Below are 15,500 nucleotides of genomic sequence, written 5' to 3'. Positions count from 1 at the left end.
GGAGCCAGGGCCCTTCGAGGAACTCAGCGCTCTCCGGCGAGCTCCGCGCCCTGCGGGGAGCTCAGTGGTGCTCGGGCAGCCAGCCCAGCTGCACCAGCGGCGTCCCGCGCTTCCGGGAGACGAACGTGCCACGGCCCGGAGGCATCGGCCGCGCCCGGACGCTGCCGAGGATGTCGCCCTCCTGCGGGTCGCCGGAGAGGATCACGCCCTGCGCGCCCAGCTCCCGCATCCGCTGCATGAACGGCTCGTACATCGCCCGGGAGGCACCCGCCTGGCTGCGCGCCACGATGAACCGGATGCCGACGTCCCGCGCGAACGGCAGGTTCTCCACCAGGACCGCGAGCGGGTTCCCGGAGTTGGTGGCCACCAGCTCGAAGTCGTCGACCAGGACGAACAGTTGGGGACCGGACCACCAGCTGCGGTCGCGCAGCTGCTGCGGCGTGATGTCGGGCTTGGGCGCCCGCTTCGTCATCACCGTGTTCACCGCGTCCATGTGCATCTGCATGGCCGAGGCCATCGGCGCGTACTCCAGGAGGTGCGAGGGCGCCACGGCCTCCAGCATCGTCCGCCGGTAGTCGCCGACCACGATCCGCGCCTGCTCCGGCGAGTACCGCTCGCACAGCTGCTTGGCGATCAGCCGCAGCAGCGCCGTCTTGCCGGACTCGCTCTCGCCGAAGATCAGGAAGAACGGATCCGACTCGAAGTCGACGAACACCGGCTCCAGGTTCGTCTCGTCGATGCCGATCGCGATGCCGTGCTGCGGGTACTCGAAGCCCTTCGGCAGCTGCTCCGCCGGGAGCTTGCGCGGCAGCAGCCGAACCGCCGGCGCCGGGGCGCCGGTCCAGCTCGCCTTCACGGCCTGGACGAACGCCGCCGTGCCGTCCGCGAGGTCGGCCGAGGAGCTCGACCCGTCGATCCGCGGCAGCGCCCCCATGAAGTGCAGCTTCTCCGGCACCTGGCCGCGGCCCGGGACACCGGTCGGCACGTTCGCCGCGACCTTGCGGTCGAACTCGGAGTCCATGACGTCACCGAGCCGCAGTTCGAGCCGGCCCAGCATCTGGTCCTTGAGCGCCGCCCGCACCTCCATGTAGCGGGCTGCGGTGATCACCACGTGGATGCCGTAGCCCAGACCGCGCGCCGCGATGTCGGAGACGATCGGCTCCAGCATGTCGTAGTCGTTGCGGAAGGTGCCCCAGCCGTCCACGATCAGGAAGACGTCGCCCCAGGCCTCGCCCGGCAGTTCGCCCGCCGCCCGCTTGCGCCGGTAGGTCGCGATCGAGTCGATCGAGTGCGCGCGGAAGAACTCCTCCCGCCGGTTCAGGACGCCCATGACCTCGGCGACCGTCCGGCGCACCCGCTCGGGGTCGAGCCGGGACGCCACCCCGCCGACGTGCGGCAGATCGGCCAGCGAAACCATGCCGCCGCCGCCGAAGTCCAGGCAGTAGAACTGCACTTCGGCCGGTGTGTGGGTGAGCGCGAACGAGGAGACGAGCGTCCGCATGATCGTCGACTTGCCGGACTGCGGACCGCCGACCACCATCATGTGACCGGCCGCGCCGGAGAAGTCCCGGTACAGCACCTCGCGCCGCTGCTCGAACGGCTTGTCGATGAGTCCGAGCGGCACGGTGAGCGCGCCCTGACGCGTGTACTCCGTCGCCGTGAGCCCCCGGTCCGCGGTCTGCGCGAGCCCCGGAAGCAGCTGGTCGAGCGAGGGCGCCTGGTCGAGCGGCGGCAGCCACACCTGGTGCGCCGGCACCCCCTGGCCCTCCAGCCGGCGCACGATCACGTCGAGGACGGTGTCCGCGAGCGCGTCGTCCTCCTCGTTCCGCTGCGCCGTGAGGTACGCCGGGTCCGGCGCCGCGTACACCACCGGCACCGGCGCCGCCGTGAACAGCGCGGGCCGCCGCTCCACCGGCATCTGCCCGATCTCCAGACGCGGCCCGCCCGTCCGGTAGGTGCCCGAGACGTACGCCGCCTTGAAGCGGGTCATCTCGTCCGTGCCGAACTTCAGATAGCCCGAACCCGGCACCGACGGCAGGTGGTAAGCGTCCGGCACACCGATCGCCGTGCGCGACTCAGCCGCCGAGAAGGTCCGCAGACCGATCCGGTACGAGAGGTACGTGTCCAGGCCGCGCAGCTTGCCCTCCTCCAGGCGCTGCGAGGCGAGCAGCAGATGCACACCCAGCGAACGGCCGATGCGGCCGATCTGGATGAACATGTCGATGAAGTCGGGCTTGGCGGTGAGGAGCTCGGAGAACTCGTCGATCACCAGGACCAGCGAGGCCAGCGGCTCCAGGGGAGCACCCGCCGCCCGCGCCTTCTCGTAGTCGTGGATGTTGGCGTAGTTGCCCGCCGAGCGCAGCAGCTCCTGCCGCCGCTGGAGCTCGCCGCGGATCGCGTCGCCCATGCGGTCGACGAGCGTCAGGTCGTCGGCGAGGTTGGTGATGACCGCCGCCACGTGCGGCATCTGCGACATGCCCGCGAAGGTCGCGCCGCCCTTGAAGTCCGCGAGGACGAAGTTCAGCGTCTCCGAGGAGTGCGTCACCGCGAGACCCAGCACCAGCGTGCGCAGGAGCTCCGACTTTCCGGAACCCGTCGCGCCGACGCACAGACCGTGCGGGCCCATGCCCTCCTGCGCCGCCTCCTTCAGGTCCAGCATGACCGGCTGGCCGTCCTCGCCGACACCGATCGGCACCCGGAGCCGCTCGGCCACCGACCGGGGCCGCCAGGTCCGCGCCACGTCCACCGAGGCCGCGTCGCCCAGGTTCAGCAGATCCGTGAAGTCCAGGTTGGCGAGCAGCGGTTCGTCGTCGTCCCCGCCGCCCATCCGCAGCGGCGCCAGCTGCCGGGCCAGCGCCTCGGCCGCCGGCAGCGAGATGCCGTCCGGCAGCCCCTCGTACGCGAAGCCGCCACCGGACTCCAGACGCAGCCGGCCCGGCCGTACCACCACCGAGAGGCCACCGCGCGGCTCGTCGAGCTCACCGGAGACGACCTCCACGATCGTCACGCCCTGGAGGCCCTCCGGGGCCGCGAGCATCGAGTCCGGCGGCACCATCCCGCCGTCGAGGACCACCACCATGTGGGGCTGGTCGAGCACCGGCGGGCTCTCCCGGGAGAACCGGGTGCGCCCGTCCAGCTTCGAGCGGACCAGGTTCTCCAGCTCACCGAGGTCGTCGCCGAACAGCCGCTTCGTACCGGCCCCGTCGACCTGCCCCGGCACCTGGGTGTGCGGCAGCCACTTCGTCCAGTCCCAGCGCTCCTGCGCCGGCCGCGCCGCCACGACGGCGAGCATCAGGTCGTCGGGGGAGTGCAGCGTCACCAGCTGCGCCACGAGCGCCCGGGCCGCCGCCTGCGCCGACTCCGGCTCGCCCGACACCGTCACGTGGTAGAAGGCCCGCATCGAGACCGCCATCGGCAGCCCGTCCAAGGTGCCGTGCACCGCGAGGAACTGCTGCATCGCACCCGCACACAGCGGCTCCAGCTCGTCCACCGGAGCCGTGTCCGGCGCCACGAGCGGCGTCGCCAACTGCTGGGCCCCGAGCCCGATCCGCGCCTGCCCGAAGTCGTGGTCGCCGACCCGCCGCTCCCACACCCGCGAGCCCTCGGCCACGACCGACCACAGCTGCTCGGGGGAGGGGTGCAGATACAGCTGAGCGTCCCGCTGCCTGCGCGCCGTGCGCCGCACCGTACGCCGGGTCTGCGCGAGGTATTTGAGGTAGTCGCGGCGGACATCGGCCATTTGCCCCTGCGTACCGCGACGGAATCTCACGAACTGGGCGACGGCCATCGCGACCGTCGACGCGAGCATCAGCGTGCCCATGATCCGCATGATCGGCGACGGCGTCATGAAGAAGAAGACGACCGAGGAACCCATGCCGAGCATCGGCAGGAGCTGCATCAACGCCGACTCCTGCTGTCCCCGCGGAAGTTCCGGCGGAGACTCCAGGACCAGTTCCTCACCGGGCACTTCCGGAGGAAGGGACCTCGGCGGGCGTTTGACGACGATCTGGCTCACCGGCGCATCAATCCCTCGTTGGAGGCGGGCTCGTGGCGGGAGCATCCGCACGCCACCCCTGTCGGCAGCCGAGCGCGCGGACTTCCCCCATGGGACGGCGATCCTACTTGCAGCCCCCACCCTCCGTCCCCGGTAGGGTGGCGCGCGCATCGTGCGCAACCGCGAATCAGAACGGGCGCAACCGCGAATACGACGGGCGCAACCGCGAATCAGGGGGTCCACACACGTGAGTACGACCGCAGCGACCGGCTTCTGCCGCGTCACCGTCGTGGCGCCGGACAGCCGCATCGACGTCGCGCTCCCCGAGGACATCGCCGTCGCCGACGTCTACCCGGAGATCCTGCGCCTCACCGGCCAGACCCAGGCGGCCGGCACCCCGACCGGCTACCACCTGGTCCGCCGCGACGGATCGGTCCTCGACGGCGCCCGCACCCTCGCCGCCCAGCAGGTCCTCGACGGAGAGGTGCTCTCGCTGCGCCCCTTCGCCCAGTCCCTCCCGCCGGCCGTCTACGACGACGTCTCGGACGCCGTCGCCTCCGCCGTCACCCGCGACCGGCACCTGTGGAGCGACGAGCTGCTGCGCGGCGCCGGACTCGTCGGCGGAGTGCTGCTCCTCGTCCTCATGGGCTTCGTGCTCTGGTTCGCCGACCCGGTCCGCCACGACATGCACAGCCTCCCCGGGATCATCGCGGGCGCCGCCGGCCTCCTCCTCACCGCCTTCGCCGGCGTCCGCGCCCGCGTCTACGCGGACCGGGCGACCGCCGTCGCCCTGGGCCTCGGCGCCCTGCCGCTGCTCCTCATCGCCGGCTCCGGCATCATCGCCGCCGACGCCGGCCAGGGCCCCGGCCGTCTGCAGTTCCTGCTCGGCTGCGTCACCGTCCTCGTCGCCTCCGTGGCCCTCGTCGCGCTCACCCCCAGCGGCGACGCCCCCTTCGTGGCCGCCACCTTCCTCGCCGGCGTCGGCACCCTCGCCACCTTCCTGATGATCCTCACGGAGGCCAGCGCCACCGAGGCGGCCGCCGCCTGCGCCCCCGTCGCCATCGGACTCGTCGCCTTCCTGCCCGGCCTCTCCGCCCGCTTCGCCCGCCTCCCCATCGGCTACGCCGCCCCGCGCAGCGCCGCCGACGACGAGTTCCTCGGCGACCCGCAGCAGGGCGAGGAGGCGCAGCCCGTCGACGGCGAGCGCATCGCGCTCCAGGCCCGCCGCGGCCACGAGATGCTCCTCGGCCTGGTCGGCGGCTGCGCGGCCGTACTCGTCGGCACCGCCGCCGTCCTCGGCTTCGCCGGGAACGTCTGGGGCCAGCTCCTCGCCCTCGCCTCCGGCCTCGCGATGCTGCTGCGCGCCCGCCTCTTCCGGTACACCTCGCAGGTCGCCTGCGTCCTCGTCGCCGGCATCGCCGCCATCGCGCTGCTCGTCCTTGGCCTCTCCCTCAACCCGCCGGCCGACCTCGTCAAGGACCTCCTCATGTACGGGGACCGCGGCGGCCTCGACATCCGTACGATCTGGCTCACCGCCGCCGTCGCCGCGGGCGCCGCGCTGATCACCGCTATCGGCCTGATCATCCCGAAGAAGGGCCTCTCGCCCTTCTGGGGCCGGCTCCTCGACCTGGCCGAGGGCTTCGTCCTGCTCTCCCTCGTCCCGCTCGCCCTCGCCGTCCTCGACGTCTTCACCCGGGTCCGCTCCCTCACCAGCAAATGAGGGGGCCCGCTCCGGCGAGCTGGTACGCTGTGTGACGGCCGTTTGTGTACGCGCTCCCGGAAAGCACCCGAGATCACTCGGAAGCCTCTGGAAGCAGCGCCCATCGGACCTTCGCCCGTCGAGTCACGGAAGCTTCCCCTGAGAAACAGACCAGGGGCACTCACGGGCGCACGAACACCTAGAGGAGATCCGCGTGGCTCTCGACGCCGCTGTCAAGAAGCAGATCATGGCCGAGTTCGGCACCAAGGAGGGCGACACCGGCTCCCCCGAGGTCCAGGTCGCGATGCTGTCCCGCCGCATCTCGGACCTGACCGAGCACCTCAAGCAGCACAAGCACGACCACCACTCCCGCCGTGGTCTGCTGATCCTGGTCGGCCAGCGCCGCCGCCTGCTGCAGTACCTGGCGAAGAAGGACATCCAGCGCTTCCGTACGCTGGTCGACCGCCTCGGCATCCGCCGCGGTGCGGCCGGCGGCGCCAAGTAAGCACGCCGTGAAGGGAGCGGTTCCCACTTTCAGGGGGCCGCTCCCTTTGCTGTACGTGCACAAAGTGCGCATCGGCACTTAGTCTGGTCGCACAACCCCATACGACGAGCGTGAAGCCGCCGGCCAGCCGCCGGTCCTCGGTAGTGGCCCCCGGAAACGAATCCCCGGGTGCTTCGATCGAAGACCGGCCCGCACCCAAAGGCGAGCTTCTCCGCCCCGTCGCACACCGTCCCCGGCCACACGGGCCGAAGGACGCAAAGACGAACACGTAGGAGAAACCCATAGTGGAGAACGAGACCCACTACGCCGAGGCCGTCATCGACAACGGCGCCTTCGGTACCCGCACCATCCGCTTCGAGACCGGCCGTCTGGCCAAGCAGGCCGCCGGCTCCGCCGTCGCCTACCTGGACGACGACACGATGGTCCTCTCCGCGACCACCGCCTCGAAGCGCCCCAAGGACCAGCTCGACTTCTTCCCCCTGACGGTGGACGTCGAGGAGCGGATGTACGCGGCCGGCAAGATCCCCGGCTCCTTCTTCCGCCGTGAGGGCCGTCCCTCCGAGGACGCCGTCCTCACCTGTCGTCTGATCGACCGCCCGCTGCGCCCCTCCTTCAAGAAGGGCCTGCGCAACGAGATCCAGATCGTCGAGACGATCATGGCGCTCAACCCCGACCACCTGTACGACGTGGTCGCGATCAACGCCGCCTCCTGCTCCACGCAGCTGGCCGGCCTGCCCTTCTCCGGCCCGATCGGCGGCACCCGTGTCGCCCTGATCAAGGGCCAGTGGGTCGCGTTCCCGACGCACACCGAGCTCGAGGACGCCGTCTTCGACATGGTCGTCGCCGGTCGCGTCCTCGAGGACGGCGACGTCGCGATCATGATGGTCGAGGCCGAGGCCACCGAGAAGACCATCCAGCTGGTCAAGGGCGGCGCCGAGGCGCCGACCGAGGAGGTCGTCGCCGCCGGTCTCGAGGCCGCGAAGCCCTTCATCAAGGTCCTCTGCAAGGCCCAGTCCGACCTCGCCGCCAAGGCCGCCAAGCCCACCGGCGAGTTCCCGGTCTACCTCGACTACCAGGACGACGTCCTGGAGGCGCTCACCTCCGCCGTCAAGGACGAGCTCGCCCAGGCGCTCACCATCGCCGGCAAGCAGGAGCGCGAGACCGAGCTCGACCGCATCAAGGAGATCGCCGCCGAGAAGCTCCTCCCGGCCTTCGAGGGCCGCGAGAAGGAGATCTCGGGCGCCTACCGCGCGCTGACCAAGAAGCTGGTCCGCGAGCGGATCATCAAGGACAAGGTCCGCATCGACGGCCGCGGCATCACGGACATCCGTACGCTCGCCGCCGAGGTCGAGGCCATCCCGCGCGTGCACGGCTCCGCCCTGTTCGAGCGTGGCGAGACCCAGATCCTGGGCGTCACCACCCTCAACATGCTCCGCATGGAGCAGCAGCTGGACACCCTCTCCCCGGTGACCCGCAAGCGCTACATGCACAACTACAACTTCCCGCCGTACTCCGTCGGCGAGACCGGCCGCGTGGGCTCGCCCAAGCGCCGCGAGATCGGCCACGGCGCCCTCGCCGAGCGCGCCCTCGTGCCGGTCCTCCCGACCCGCGAGGAGTTCCCCTACGCGATCCGCCAGGTGTCCGAGGCCCTCGGCTCCAACGGTTCGACGTCCATGGGCTCGGTCTGCGCCTCCACCATGTCGCTGCTGAACGCCGGTGTGCCGCTGAAGGCCCCCGTCGCCGGTATCGCCATGGGTCTGATCTCCGAGGAGATCGACGGCCAGACGCACTACGTCGCCCTCACCGACATCCTCGGTGCGGAGGACGCCTTCGGCGACATGGACTTCAAGGTCGCCGGTACGAAGGAGTTCGTCACCGCCCTCCAGCTCGACACCAAGCTGGACGGCATCCCGGCCTCCGTCCTGGCCGCGGCCCTCAAGCAGGCCCGCGACGCCCGCCTCCACATCCTCGACGTGATGATGGAAGCGATCGACACGCCGGACGAGATGTCCCCGAACGCCCCGCGGATCATCACCGTCAAGATCCCCGTGGACAAGATCGGTGAGGTCATCGGCCCCAAGGGCAAGATGATCAACCAGATCCAGGAGGACACCGGCGCCGAGATCACGATCGAGGACGACGGCACCATCTACATCGGTGCCGCCGACGGCCCGGCCGCCGAGGCCGCCCGCGCCACGATCAACGGCATCGCCAACCCGACCATGCCGGAGGTCGGCGAGCGCTACCTGGGTACGGTCGTCAAGACCACCACCTTCGGTGCCTTCGTCTCCCTGCTCCCGGGCAAGGACGGCCTGCTGCACATCTCGCAGATCCGCAAGCTCGCCGGTGGCAAGCGCGTGGAGAACGTCGAGGACGTGCTCGCGATCGGCTCCAAGGTCCAGGTCGAGATCGCCGAGATCGACCAGCGCGGCAAGCTCTCCCTGATCCCCGTGATCGCGGACGAGGACGGCGCCGAGGGTGACAAGGACGACGCTGCCAAGTGACGTCCCGTAGTTCCCGCGCGACGGCCCGCCCCTCTTCGGAGGGGCGGGCCGTCGCCCGTACCCAAACGCTTCTCCCGGGCAAGGACGGCATCGGCACGGTCCGCCGCACGACCCTCCCCGGCGGCCTGCGGATCGTCACCGAGACCCTCCCCTCCGTGCGCTCCGCCACCTTCGGCATCTGGGCGCACGTCGGCTCCCGCGACGAGACCCCGACGCTCAACGGCGCGACCCACTACCTGGAGCACCTCCTCTTCAAGGGCACCCACAAGCGGTCCGCCCTCGACATCTCCGCCGCGATCGACGCGGTCGGCGGCGAGATGAACGCCTTCACGGCGAAGGAGTACACCTGCTACTACGCCCGGGTCCTGGACACCGACCTGCCCCTGGCGATCGACGTCGTCTGCGACATGCTCACCGACTCGCTCATCCTCGACGAGGACGTGGACGCCGAGCGCGGCGTCATCCTCGAAGAGATCGCGATGACCGAGGACGACCCCGGTGACGTCGTGCACGAGCTGTTCGCGCAGACGATGTTCGGCGACACCCCGCTGGGCCGCCCGGTCCTCGGCACCGTCGACACGATCAACGCGCTCAGCCGCGGCCAGATCGCCCGCTTCTACAAGAAGCACTACGACCCGACCCACCTGGTCGTCGCCTGCGCGGGCAACGTCGACCACGCCACGGTGGTGCGCCAGGTCCGCCGCGCCTTCGAGAAGGCCGGCGCCCTGACCCGTACCGACGCCGTCCCCGTCACCCCCCGCGAGGGCTCCCGGACCATCCGTACGGCGGGCCGCGTCGAGCTCCTCAACCGCAAGACGGAGCAGGCCCACGTGGTCCTCGGCATGCCGGGCCTGGCCCGAACCGACGAGCGCCGCTGGGCCCTCGGCGTGCTGAACACCGCCCTCGGCGGCGGCATGTCCTCCCGCCTGTTCCAGGAGGTCCGCGAGAAGCGCGGCCTGGCCTACAGCGTGTACTCGTACACCTCGGGCTTCGCCGACTGCGGCCTCTTCGGGGTGTACGCGGGCTGCCGGCCCAGCCAGGTCCACGACGTCCTGAAGATCTGCCGGGACGAGCTCGACAAGGTCGCCTCCGACGGCCTCACGGACGAGGAGATCACCCGCGCCGTCGGGCAGCTCTCCGGCTCGACCGTGCTCGGCCTGGAGGACACCGGCGCGCTGATGAACCGCATCGGCAAGAGCGAGCTGTGCTGGGGCACCCAGATGTCGGTCGACGACATGCTGACCCGGATCGCGGCGGTCACCCCGGACGAGGTCCGCGAGGTCGCACGCGATGTACTGGAGCAGCGGCCCTCGCTGTCGGTGATCGGCCCGCTGAAGGACAAGCAGGCGGACCGCCTCCACCACGCGGTCTCCTGATCCCCAAGTCCCCTAAGGAAGAGCAATGAGCAAGCTGCGCGTGGCGGTCCTCGGAGCCAAGGGCCGCATCGGCTCCGAGGCGGTCAGGGCCGTCGAGGCCGCCGAGGACATGGAACTGGTCGCGGCCCTCGGCCGCGGCGACAGCCTGGAGACGCTCACCGAGACGGGCGCCCAGGTCGTCGTCGAGCTGACGACCCCCGACTCGGTCATGGAGAACCTCGACTTCTGCGTGGGCCACGGCATCCACGCGGTGGTCGGCACCACCGGCTGGACCGAGGAGCGCCTCGCGCAGCTGAAGGGCTGGCTCGCCGCCTCCCCGGAGACCGGCGTCCTCATCGCGCCGAACTTCTCCATCGGCGCGGTCCTCACCATGAAGTTCGCGCAGATCGCGGCCCCGTACTTCGAGTCGGTCGAGGTCGTCGAACTGCACCACCCGAACAAGGTGGACGCCCCCTCCGGCACCGCCACCCGCACCGCCCAGCTGATCGCCGAGGCCCGGTCGAAGGCAGGCTGCGCCCCGCAGCCCGACGCCACGACCACCGCCCTCGACGGCGCGCGCGGGGCGAACGTCGACGGCGTCCCCGTCCACGCCGTACGCCTCCGGGGCCTGCTGGCCCACCAGGAGGTGCTGCTCGGCGGCGAGGGCGAGACCCTCACCGTCCGGCACGACTCCCTGCACCACTCCAGCTTCATGCCGGGCATCCTGCTGGGAGCCCGCCGCGTGACCACCGCCCCGGGCCTCACCTTCGGCCTGGAGCACTTCCTGGACCTGGGCTGACGGCCATGGGCGGAAAGATCACGTACGTCTTCCTGGCCACCGTCCTCGTCCTGGTCTTCGGCGTGGTGGCGATGGAGGGCGTCCTGCTCCTCCTGACGGGCGAGCCGGCCGCCATGGGCATGGGCGCCGTGGCGTTCCTGCTGCCCGCCGTCGGCGGCTGGTTCCTCTGGAAGAACACCAGCTTCGCGCGCCGGGCCAACCGCCTGGCCGCGGAGCTGGAGGCCGAGGGCGGCCTGCCCGTCGACGAGCTGCGGCGCACCGAGGGCGGCCGGATCCTGCGGGACTCGGCCGACGAGGTCTTCGCCCGGCGCAAGGCCGAGACGGAGGACTCACCGGAGGACTGGCGCTGCTGGTTCCGGCTCGCGGTGGCCTACCACGACGCCCGGGACACCCCCCGGGCGCGCAAGGCGATGCAGCGGGCCATCGCGCTCCACGAGGGGCGTCCGGTCAGCGCGTAGCGGCCGGCGCCGTGCCGTACTCGGCGTTCCAGGCCTCGATCGTGTCCGCCGCCCGGTCGAAGGCCTCGACACGGGAGAGGAAGTCGGCGTTGTGGTCGGTGAGCAGCAGCAGCTGCTCACCACCCTGCCGGTCGAGCACCAGGGCCTGACCCTGGACGGTACGGGGGAGTCCGAGCCAGCGGACCGGCTGCTGGGCGGTGCGTACGGAGGTCACCTTGGCCCAGGGCACGGTCACCGTCGAGAGGAAGCCCACGCGGCGCACGCCGGCGCGGCTCACCCAGGTGCCCATGCGCAGCGCCCGCAGCGCGGCCACGATGACGAGCGCGGCGATGCCGAGCGTGACGCTCGCGCCGCCGAAGGCTCCGGCCACCGCGATGATCACGGCAGCGAGCAGCACGAACGAGGCGAGCAGCAGCGCGAGCGCCGCCGCCCCCACCCGCCACGAGCCCGGCCGGTAAGGACGACGCCACTGGTCGTGGTCGTCGAACGGCAGGGCGACTTGGTCGGTCGTGTCAAAAGCACGGTCGGCCGTCAGAAAGGGCAGGGGCACGACAGGTCCTCACTCACAAGCACGCTCGAAGGGGCAGTGCCCGGTGAGGCTACCTCAGCGGTTGTCGGAGGCCTCGGACTGCTGCTGACGAGTGGCCGAGTCACCCGACTGGAGCGAGGGCATCCCGAAGATCAGGGAGCCGACGAGGCCGGCCACGACGGTCAGGCCGAGCAGGCTGCGGCCCACGATCTGAGAGGCGCTGAGGCGCTCCCGGGGCGGTGGAGTGACGTTACTGCGGAAGTGGTCGGCCTCCGCGACGAACGCGAACGGTACGGCCTCTCGCCGGCGGAACATCAGAGCCACTCTCCTCATTTGTCGTCATGGGTCACAGGTACAGACGACGGAAGAGACGTTTTGGTGCCCTTTTTCATCAAAGCGGCCGTATCTCATCCTCCAGTAGGACGCGGTCGAGGAGGTCGGGCGCAGTGTTGGACGACTGTGCAGTCCCGTACGGCACACATGTCCGAACACACGATGCGAAGTGTCCGTATTGCGACGTTTCACGAAGTTCATCTAGGCTGATCAAACGGACCCGGCGCTGCCTGAACCCCCGAGCAGGCAGCGCCGGGCTCCCTTTCTCCTGTCCCCCTAGGGGACACCAGGCGCTGAGCAGCGAGTAGCGTGTTACCCATGGCTCCGATCTCCACTCCGCAGACCCCCTTCGGGCGGGTCCTCACCGCCATGGTCACGCCCTTCACGGCGGACGGCGCACTCGACCTCGACGGCGCCCAGCGACTCGCCACCCACCTGGTGGACGCGGGCAACGACGGCCTCGTCATCAACGGCACCACCGGCGAGTCCCCGACCACCAGCGACGCGGAGAAATCGGACCTCGTACGAGCGGTACTGGAGGCGGTCGGCGACCGCGCCCACGTCGTCGCCGGCATCGGCACCAACGACACCCACCACTCCATCGAACTGGCCCGCACCGCCGAGCGCGACGGCGCACACGGCCTCCTCGCCGTCACGCCGTACTACAACAAGCCCCCGCAGGAGGGCCTGTACCGGCACTTCTCGGCCATCGCCGACGCCACCGGCCTCCCCGTGATGCTCTACGACATCCCCGGCCGCAGCGGCGTCCCGATCGACACCGAGACGATCGTCCGCCTCGCCGAGCACCCGCGCATCGTCGCCAACAAGGACGCCAAGGGCGACCTCGGCCGCGCCAGCTGGGCCATCGCCCGCTCCGGCCTCGCCTGGTACTCCGGCGACGACATGCTCAACCTGCCGCTGCTCTCCGTCGGCGCCTGCGGCTTCGTCTCCGTCGTCGGCCACCTCGTCACCCCGGAGCTCCGCGCCCTCCTCGACGCCCACCTCGGCGGCGAGGTCCAGAAGGCCACCGAGATCCACCAGAAGCTGCTCCCGGTCTACACCGGCATGTTCCGCACCCAGGGCGTCATGACCACCAAGGCCGCCCTCGCCCTCCAGGGCCTCCCGGCCGGCCCGCTGCGCCCGCCGCTCGTCGAGCTCTCCCCGGAGGAGACGGCCCAGCTCAAGGTCGACCTGGCCGCCGGCGGGGTAGAACTCTGACAACAGACTTCACAACTGAACACTGACAACAGCAAGTGCACGATTGTCATGCGCGCCACGTGCCCGACCGGTACGTGGCGCGCATGGTGAGGAGAGTCTTTTGAGTCATCCGCATCCTGAACTCGGCGCCCCGCCGAAGCTGCCCAAGGGCGGCCTGCGCGTCATCCCGCTCGGCGGCCTCGGTGAGATCGGCCGCAACATGACGGTCTTCGAGTTCGACGGCCGTCTGCTGATCGTCGACTGCGGCGTCCTCTTCCCCGAGGAGGAGCAGCCCGGCGTCGACCTGATCCTGCCGGACTTCACCATCATCCGGGACCGCCTCGACGACATCGAGGGCATCGTGCTCACGCACGGGCACGAGGACCACATCGGCGCCGTCCCGTACCTGCTCCGGCTGAAGCCGGACATCCCGCTCATCGGCTCCAAGCTGACCCTCGCCCTCATCGAGGCGAAGCTCCAGGAGCACCGCATCCGCCCCTACACCCTCGAGGTGAAGGAGGGCGACCGCGAGCAGCTGGGCCCCTTCGACTGCGAGTTCGTCGCGGTCAACCACTCCATCCCGGACGCCCTGGCCGTCGCCATCCGCACCCCCGCGGGCATGGCCGTCGCCACCGGCGACTTCAAGATGGACCAGCTCCCGATGGACGGCCGCCTGACCGACCTCCACGCCTTCGCGCGGCTCAGCGAGGAGGGCATCGACCTCCTGCTGTCCGACTCGACGAACGCCGAGGTCCCGGGCTTCGTCCCGCCGGAGCGGGACATCTCGAACGTCCTGCGGAACGTCTTCGCGAACGCCCCGAAGCGCATCATCGTGGCCAGCTTCGCCAGCCACGTGCACCGCATCCAGCAGATCATCGACGCCGCCCACGAGTACGGCCGCCGGGTCGCCTTCGTCGGCCGCTCGATGGTCCGCAACATGGGCATCGCCCGCGACCTGGGCTACCTCCGGGTCCCGGCCGGCCTCGTCGTGGACGTGAAGACCCTCGACGACCTGCCGGACGACGAGGTCGTGCTGGTCTGTACGGGTTCCCAGGGCGAGCCGATGGCGGCCCTGTCCCGCATGGCCAACCGCGACCACCAGATCCGCATCGTCCCCGGCGACACGGTGATCCTCGCGTCCTCCCTCATCCCGGGCAACGAGAACGCGGTCTACCGCGTGATCAACGGCCTGACCCGCTGGGGCGCGAACGTGGTCCACAAGGGCAACGCCAAGGTCCACGTCTCGGGCCACGCCTCGGCCGGCGAGCTGCTGTACTTCTACAACATCTGCAAGCCGAAGAACCTCATGCCGGTCCACGGCGAATGGCGCCACCTGCGCGCCAACGCCGAGCTCGGCGCGATGACGGGCATCCCCAAGGACCACATCGTCATCGCCGAGGACGGCGTCGTCGTCGACCTGGTCGACGGCCGCGCCCGCATCACCGGCAAGGTCCAGGCGGGCTATGTGTACGTGGACGGCCTCTCGGTCGGCGACGTCACCGAGACCTCCCTCAAGGACCGCCGCATCCTCGGCGAGGAGGGCATCATCTCGGTCTTCCTGGTGGTCGACTCCTCCACCGGCAAGATCGTGGGCGGCCCGAACATCCACGCCCGGGGCTCCGGCATCGAGGACTCCGCCTTCGACGCGGTGATCCCGAAGATCGACGCGGCCCTCAACAAGTCGGCCCAGGACGGCGTCGTCGAACCCCACCAGCTCCAGCAGCTGATCCGCCGCACCGTCGGCAAGTGGGTCTCCGACACCTACCGCCGCCGGCCGATGATCCTCCCGGTCGTCGTGGAGGTCTGACCAGCGCGTCACGGGAGCGGGGCCCCTCGATTTGCATCGGGGCGCCCCGCTCCAGTACGTTTACGGCTCCGCCAGATCGGGAAGTGCCCGGCGCCGACGTGCGCCCGGAGCATGAACCGGGAGGCGGGAAATCCGACTCAGAACTTCTGATAAAGTCGGAACGCGCCGGAAGGCCTCGAAGAAACACAAATTCGAGACCGGAAAGCACCGAGGAAATCGGATCGAAAAGATCTGATAGAGTCGGAAACGAAGGAAGCGCCCGGAGGGCCTGGAAACAGGAACGAAGGAAGCGTCCGCACCTTGAGAACTCAACAGCGTGC

Annotated in this window: 11 protein-coding genes; 8 read left to right on the top strand and 3 right to left on the bottom strand. The window is 70.3% G+C overall.

Annotated features, from left to right (window positions below; translation table 11 throughout):
* Window positions 1-61: 61 nt before the first annotated feature.
* Window positions 62-4,015 (bottom strand): type VII secretion protein EccCa, encoded by a 3,954-nt coding sequence (gene eccCa / locus ABT041_RS37680; RefSeq protein WP_351193325.1) that lies wholly within the window; start codon window positions 4,013-4,015, stop codon window positions 62-64.
* Window positions 4,016-4,241: 226 nt separating this feature from the next.
* On the opposite strand from eccCa, the gene eccD reads away from it, so the two are divergent.
* The 6 genes from eccD to ABT041_RS37650 all read left to right on the top strand — a co-directional run bounded on the left by eccD (window position 4,242) and on the right by ABT041_RS37650 (window position 11,314).
* On the top strand, window positions 4,242-5,714 hold the full coding sequence (gene eccD, locus ABT041_RS37675; protein ID WP_351193322.1) for a type VII secretion integral membrane protein EccD: 1,473 nt from the start codon (window positions 4,242-4,244) through the stop codon (window positions 5,712-5,714).
* A 193-nt stretch (window positions 5,715-5,907) separates the two neighbouring features.
* Window positions 5,908-6,198 (top strand): 30S ribosomal protein S15, encoded by a 291-nt coding sequence (rpsO, locus tag ABT041_RS37670; protein WP_015036567.1) that lies wholly within the window; start codon window positions 5,908-5,910, stop codon window positions 6,196-6,198.
* A gap of 284 nt (window positions 6,199-6,482) precedes the next feature.
* Window positions 6,483-8,702: a polyribonucleotide nucleotidyltransferase gene (locus tag ABT041_RS37665; protein WP_351193318.1), complete on the top strand. Its 2,220-nt coding sequence runs from the start codon at window positions 6,483-6,485 to the stop codon at window positions 8,700-8,702.
* On the top strand, window positions 8,699-10,078 hold the full coding sequence (locus tag ABT041_RS37660; protein ID WP_351193316.1) for a M16 family metallopeptidase: 1,380 nt from the start codon (window positions 8,699-8,701) through the stop codon (window positions 10,076-10,078). Before ABT041_RS37665 ends, ABT041_RS37660 begins: the two co-directional genes overlap by 4 nt.
* 25 nt (window positions 10,079-10,103) lie before the next feature.
* A complete protein-coding gene (gene dapB, locus ABT041_RS37655; RefSeq protein WP_351193313.1) occupies window positions 10,104-10,856 on the top strand; it encodes a 4-hydroxy-tetrahydrodipicolinate reductase in 753 nt (250 codons plus the stop codon).
* A gap of 5 nt (window positions 10,857-10,861) precedes the next feature.
* The gene (locus ABT041_RS37650) at window positions 10,862-11,314 is read left to right on the top strand and encodes a hypothetical protein (protein ID WP_351193310.1); all 453 of its coding nucleotides are present in this window, start codon (window positions 10,862-10,864) and stop codon (window positions 11,312-11,314) included.
* Here ABT041_RS37650 and ABT041_RS37645 read toward each other — a convergent pair.
* Both ABT041_RS37645 and ABT041_RS37640 read right to left on the bottom strand, forming a co-directional pair.
* Window positions 11,304-11,864 carry an SCO5741 family PH domain-containing membrane protein gene (locus ABT041_RS37645; RefSeq protein ID WP_351193307.1) on the bottom strand — a complete coding sequence of 187 codons (561 nt, stop codon included), beginning with the start codon at window positions 11,862-11,864 and terminating at the stop codon, window positions 11,304-11,306. The genes ABT041_RS37650 and ABT041_RS37645 overlap by 11 nt on opposite strands.
* Window positions 11,865-11,918: 54 nt before the next feature.
* Window positions 11,919-12,158 (bottom strand): hypothetical protein, encoded by a 240-nt coding sequence (locus tag ABT041_RS37640; RefSeq protein WP_351193305.1) that lies wholly within the window; start codon window positions 12,156-12,158, stop codon window positions 11,919-11,921.
* A 336-nt stretch (window positions 12,159-12,494) separates the two neighbouring features.
* Between ABT041_RS37640 and dapA the strand changes: the two genes are divergently transcribed.
* Window positions 12,495-13,394, top strand: a complete 900-nt coding sequence (gene dapA / locus ABT041_RS37635; protein ID WP_351193302.1) for a 4-hydroxy-tetrahydrodipicolinate synthase — start codon at window positions 12,495-12,497, stop codon at window positions 13,392-13,394.
* A 100-nt stretch (window positions 13,395-13,494) separates the two neighbouring features.
* Entirely contained in the window at window positions 13,495-15,180 is a 1,686-nt protein-coding gene (locus tag ABT041_RS37630; protein WP_351193299.1) for a ribonuclease J, read from the top strand.
* Window positions 15,181-15,500 lie beyond the last annotated feature (320 nt).

The organism is Streptomyces sp. NPDC002825 (genome assembly GCF_040295385.1).
Classification (GTDB): domain Bacteria; phylum Actinomycetota; class Actinomycetes; order Streptomycetales; family Streptomycetaceae; genus Streptomyces.
Note: the sequence above shows the minus strand (reverse complement) of the source record. Positions and strands in the feature narration are given on the sequence as shown.

What these genes read in the sequence shown, in the direction of transcription:
- ABT041_RS37650 (WP_351193310.1), top strand. Translation starts at nt 10,862, where the DNA reads ATGGGCGGAAAGATCACGTACGTCTTCCTGGCCACCGTCCTCGTCCTG.
- dapA (WP_351193302.1), top strand. Translation starts at nt 12,495, where the DNA reads ATGGCTCCGATCTCCACTCCGCAGACCCCCTTCGGGCGGGTCCTCACC.
- dapB (WP_351193313.1), top strand. Translation starts at nt 10,104, where the DNA reads ATGAGCAAGCTGCGCGTGGCGGTCCTCGGAGCCAAGGGCCGCATCGGC.
- ABT041_RS37640 (WP_351193305.1), bottom strand. Translation starts at nt 12,158, where the DNA reads ATGTTCCGCCGGCGAGAGGCCGTACCGTTCGCGTTCGTCGCGGAGGCC.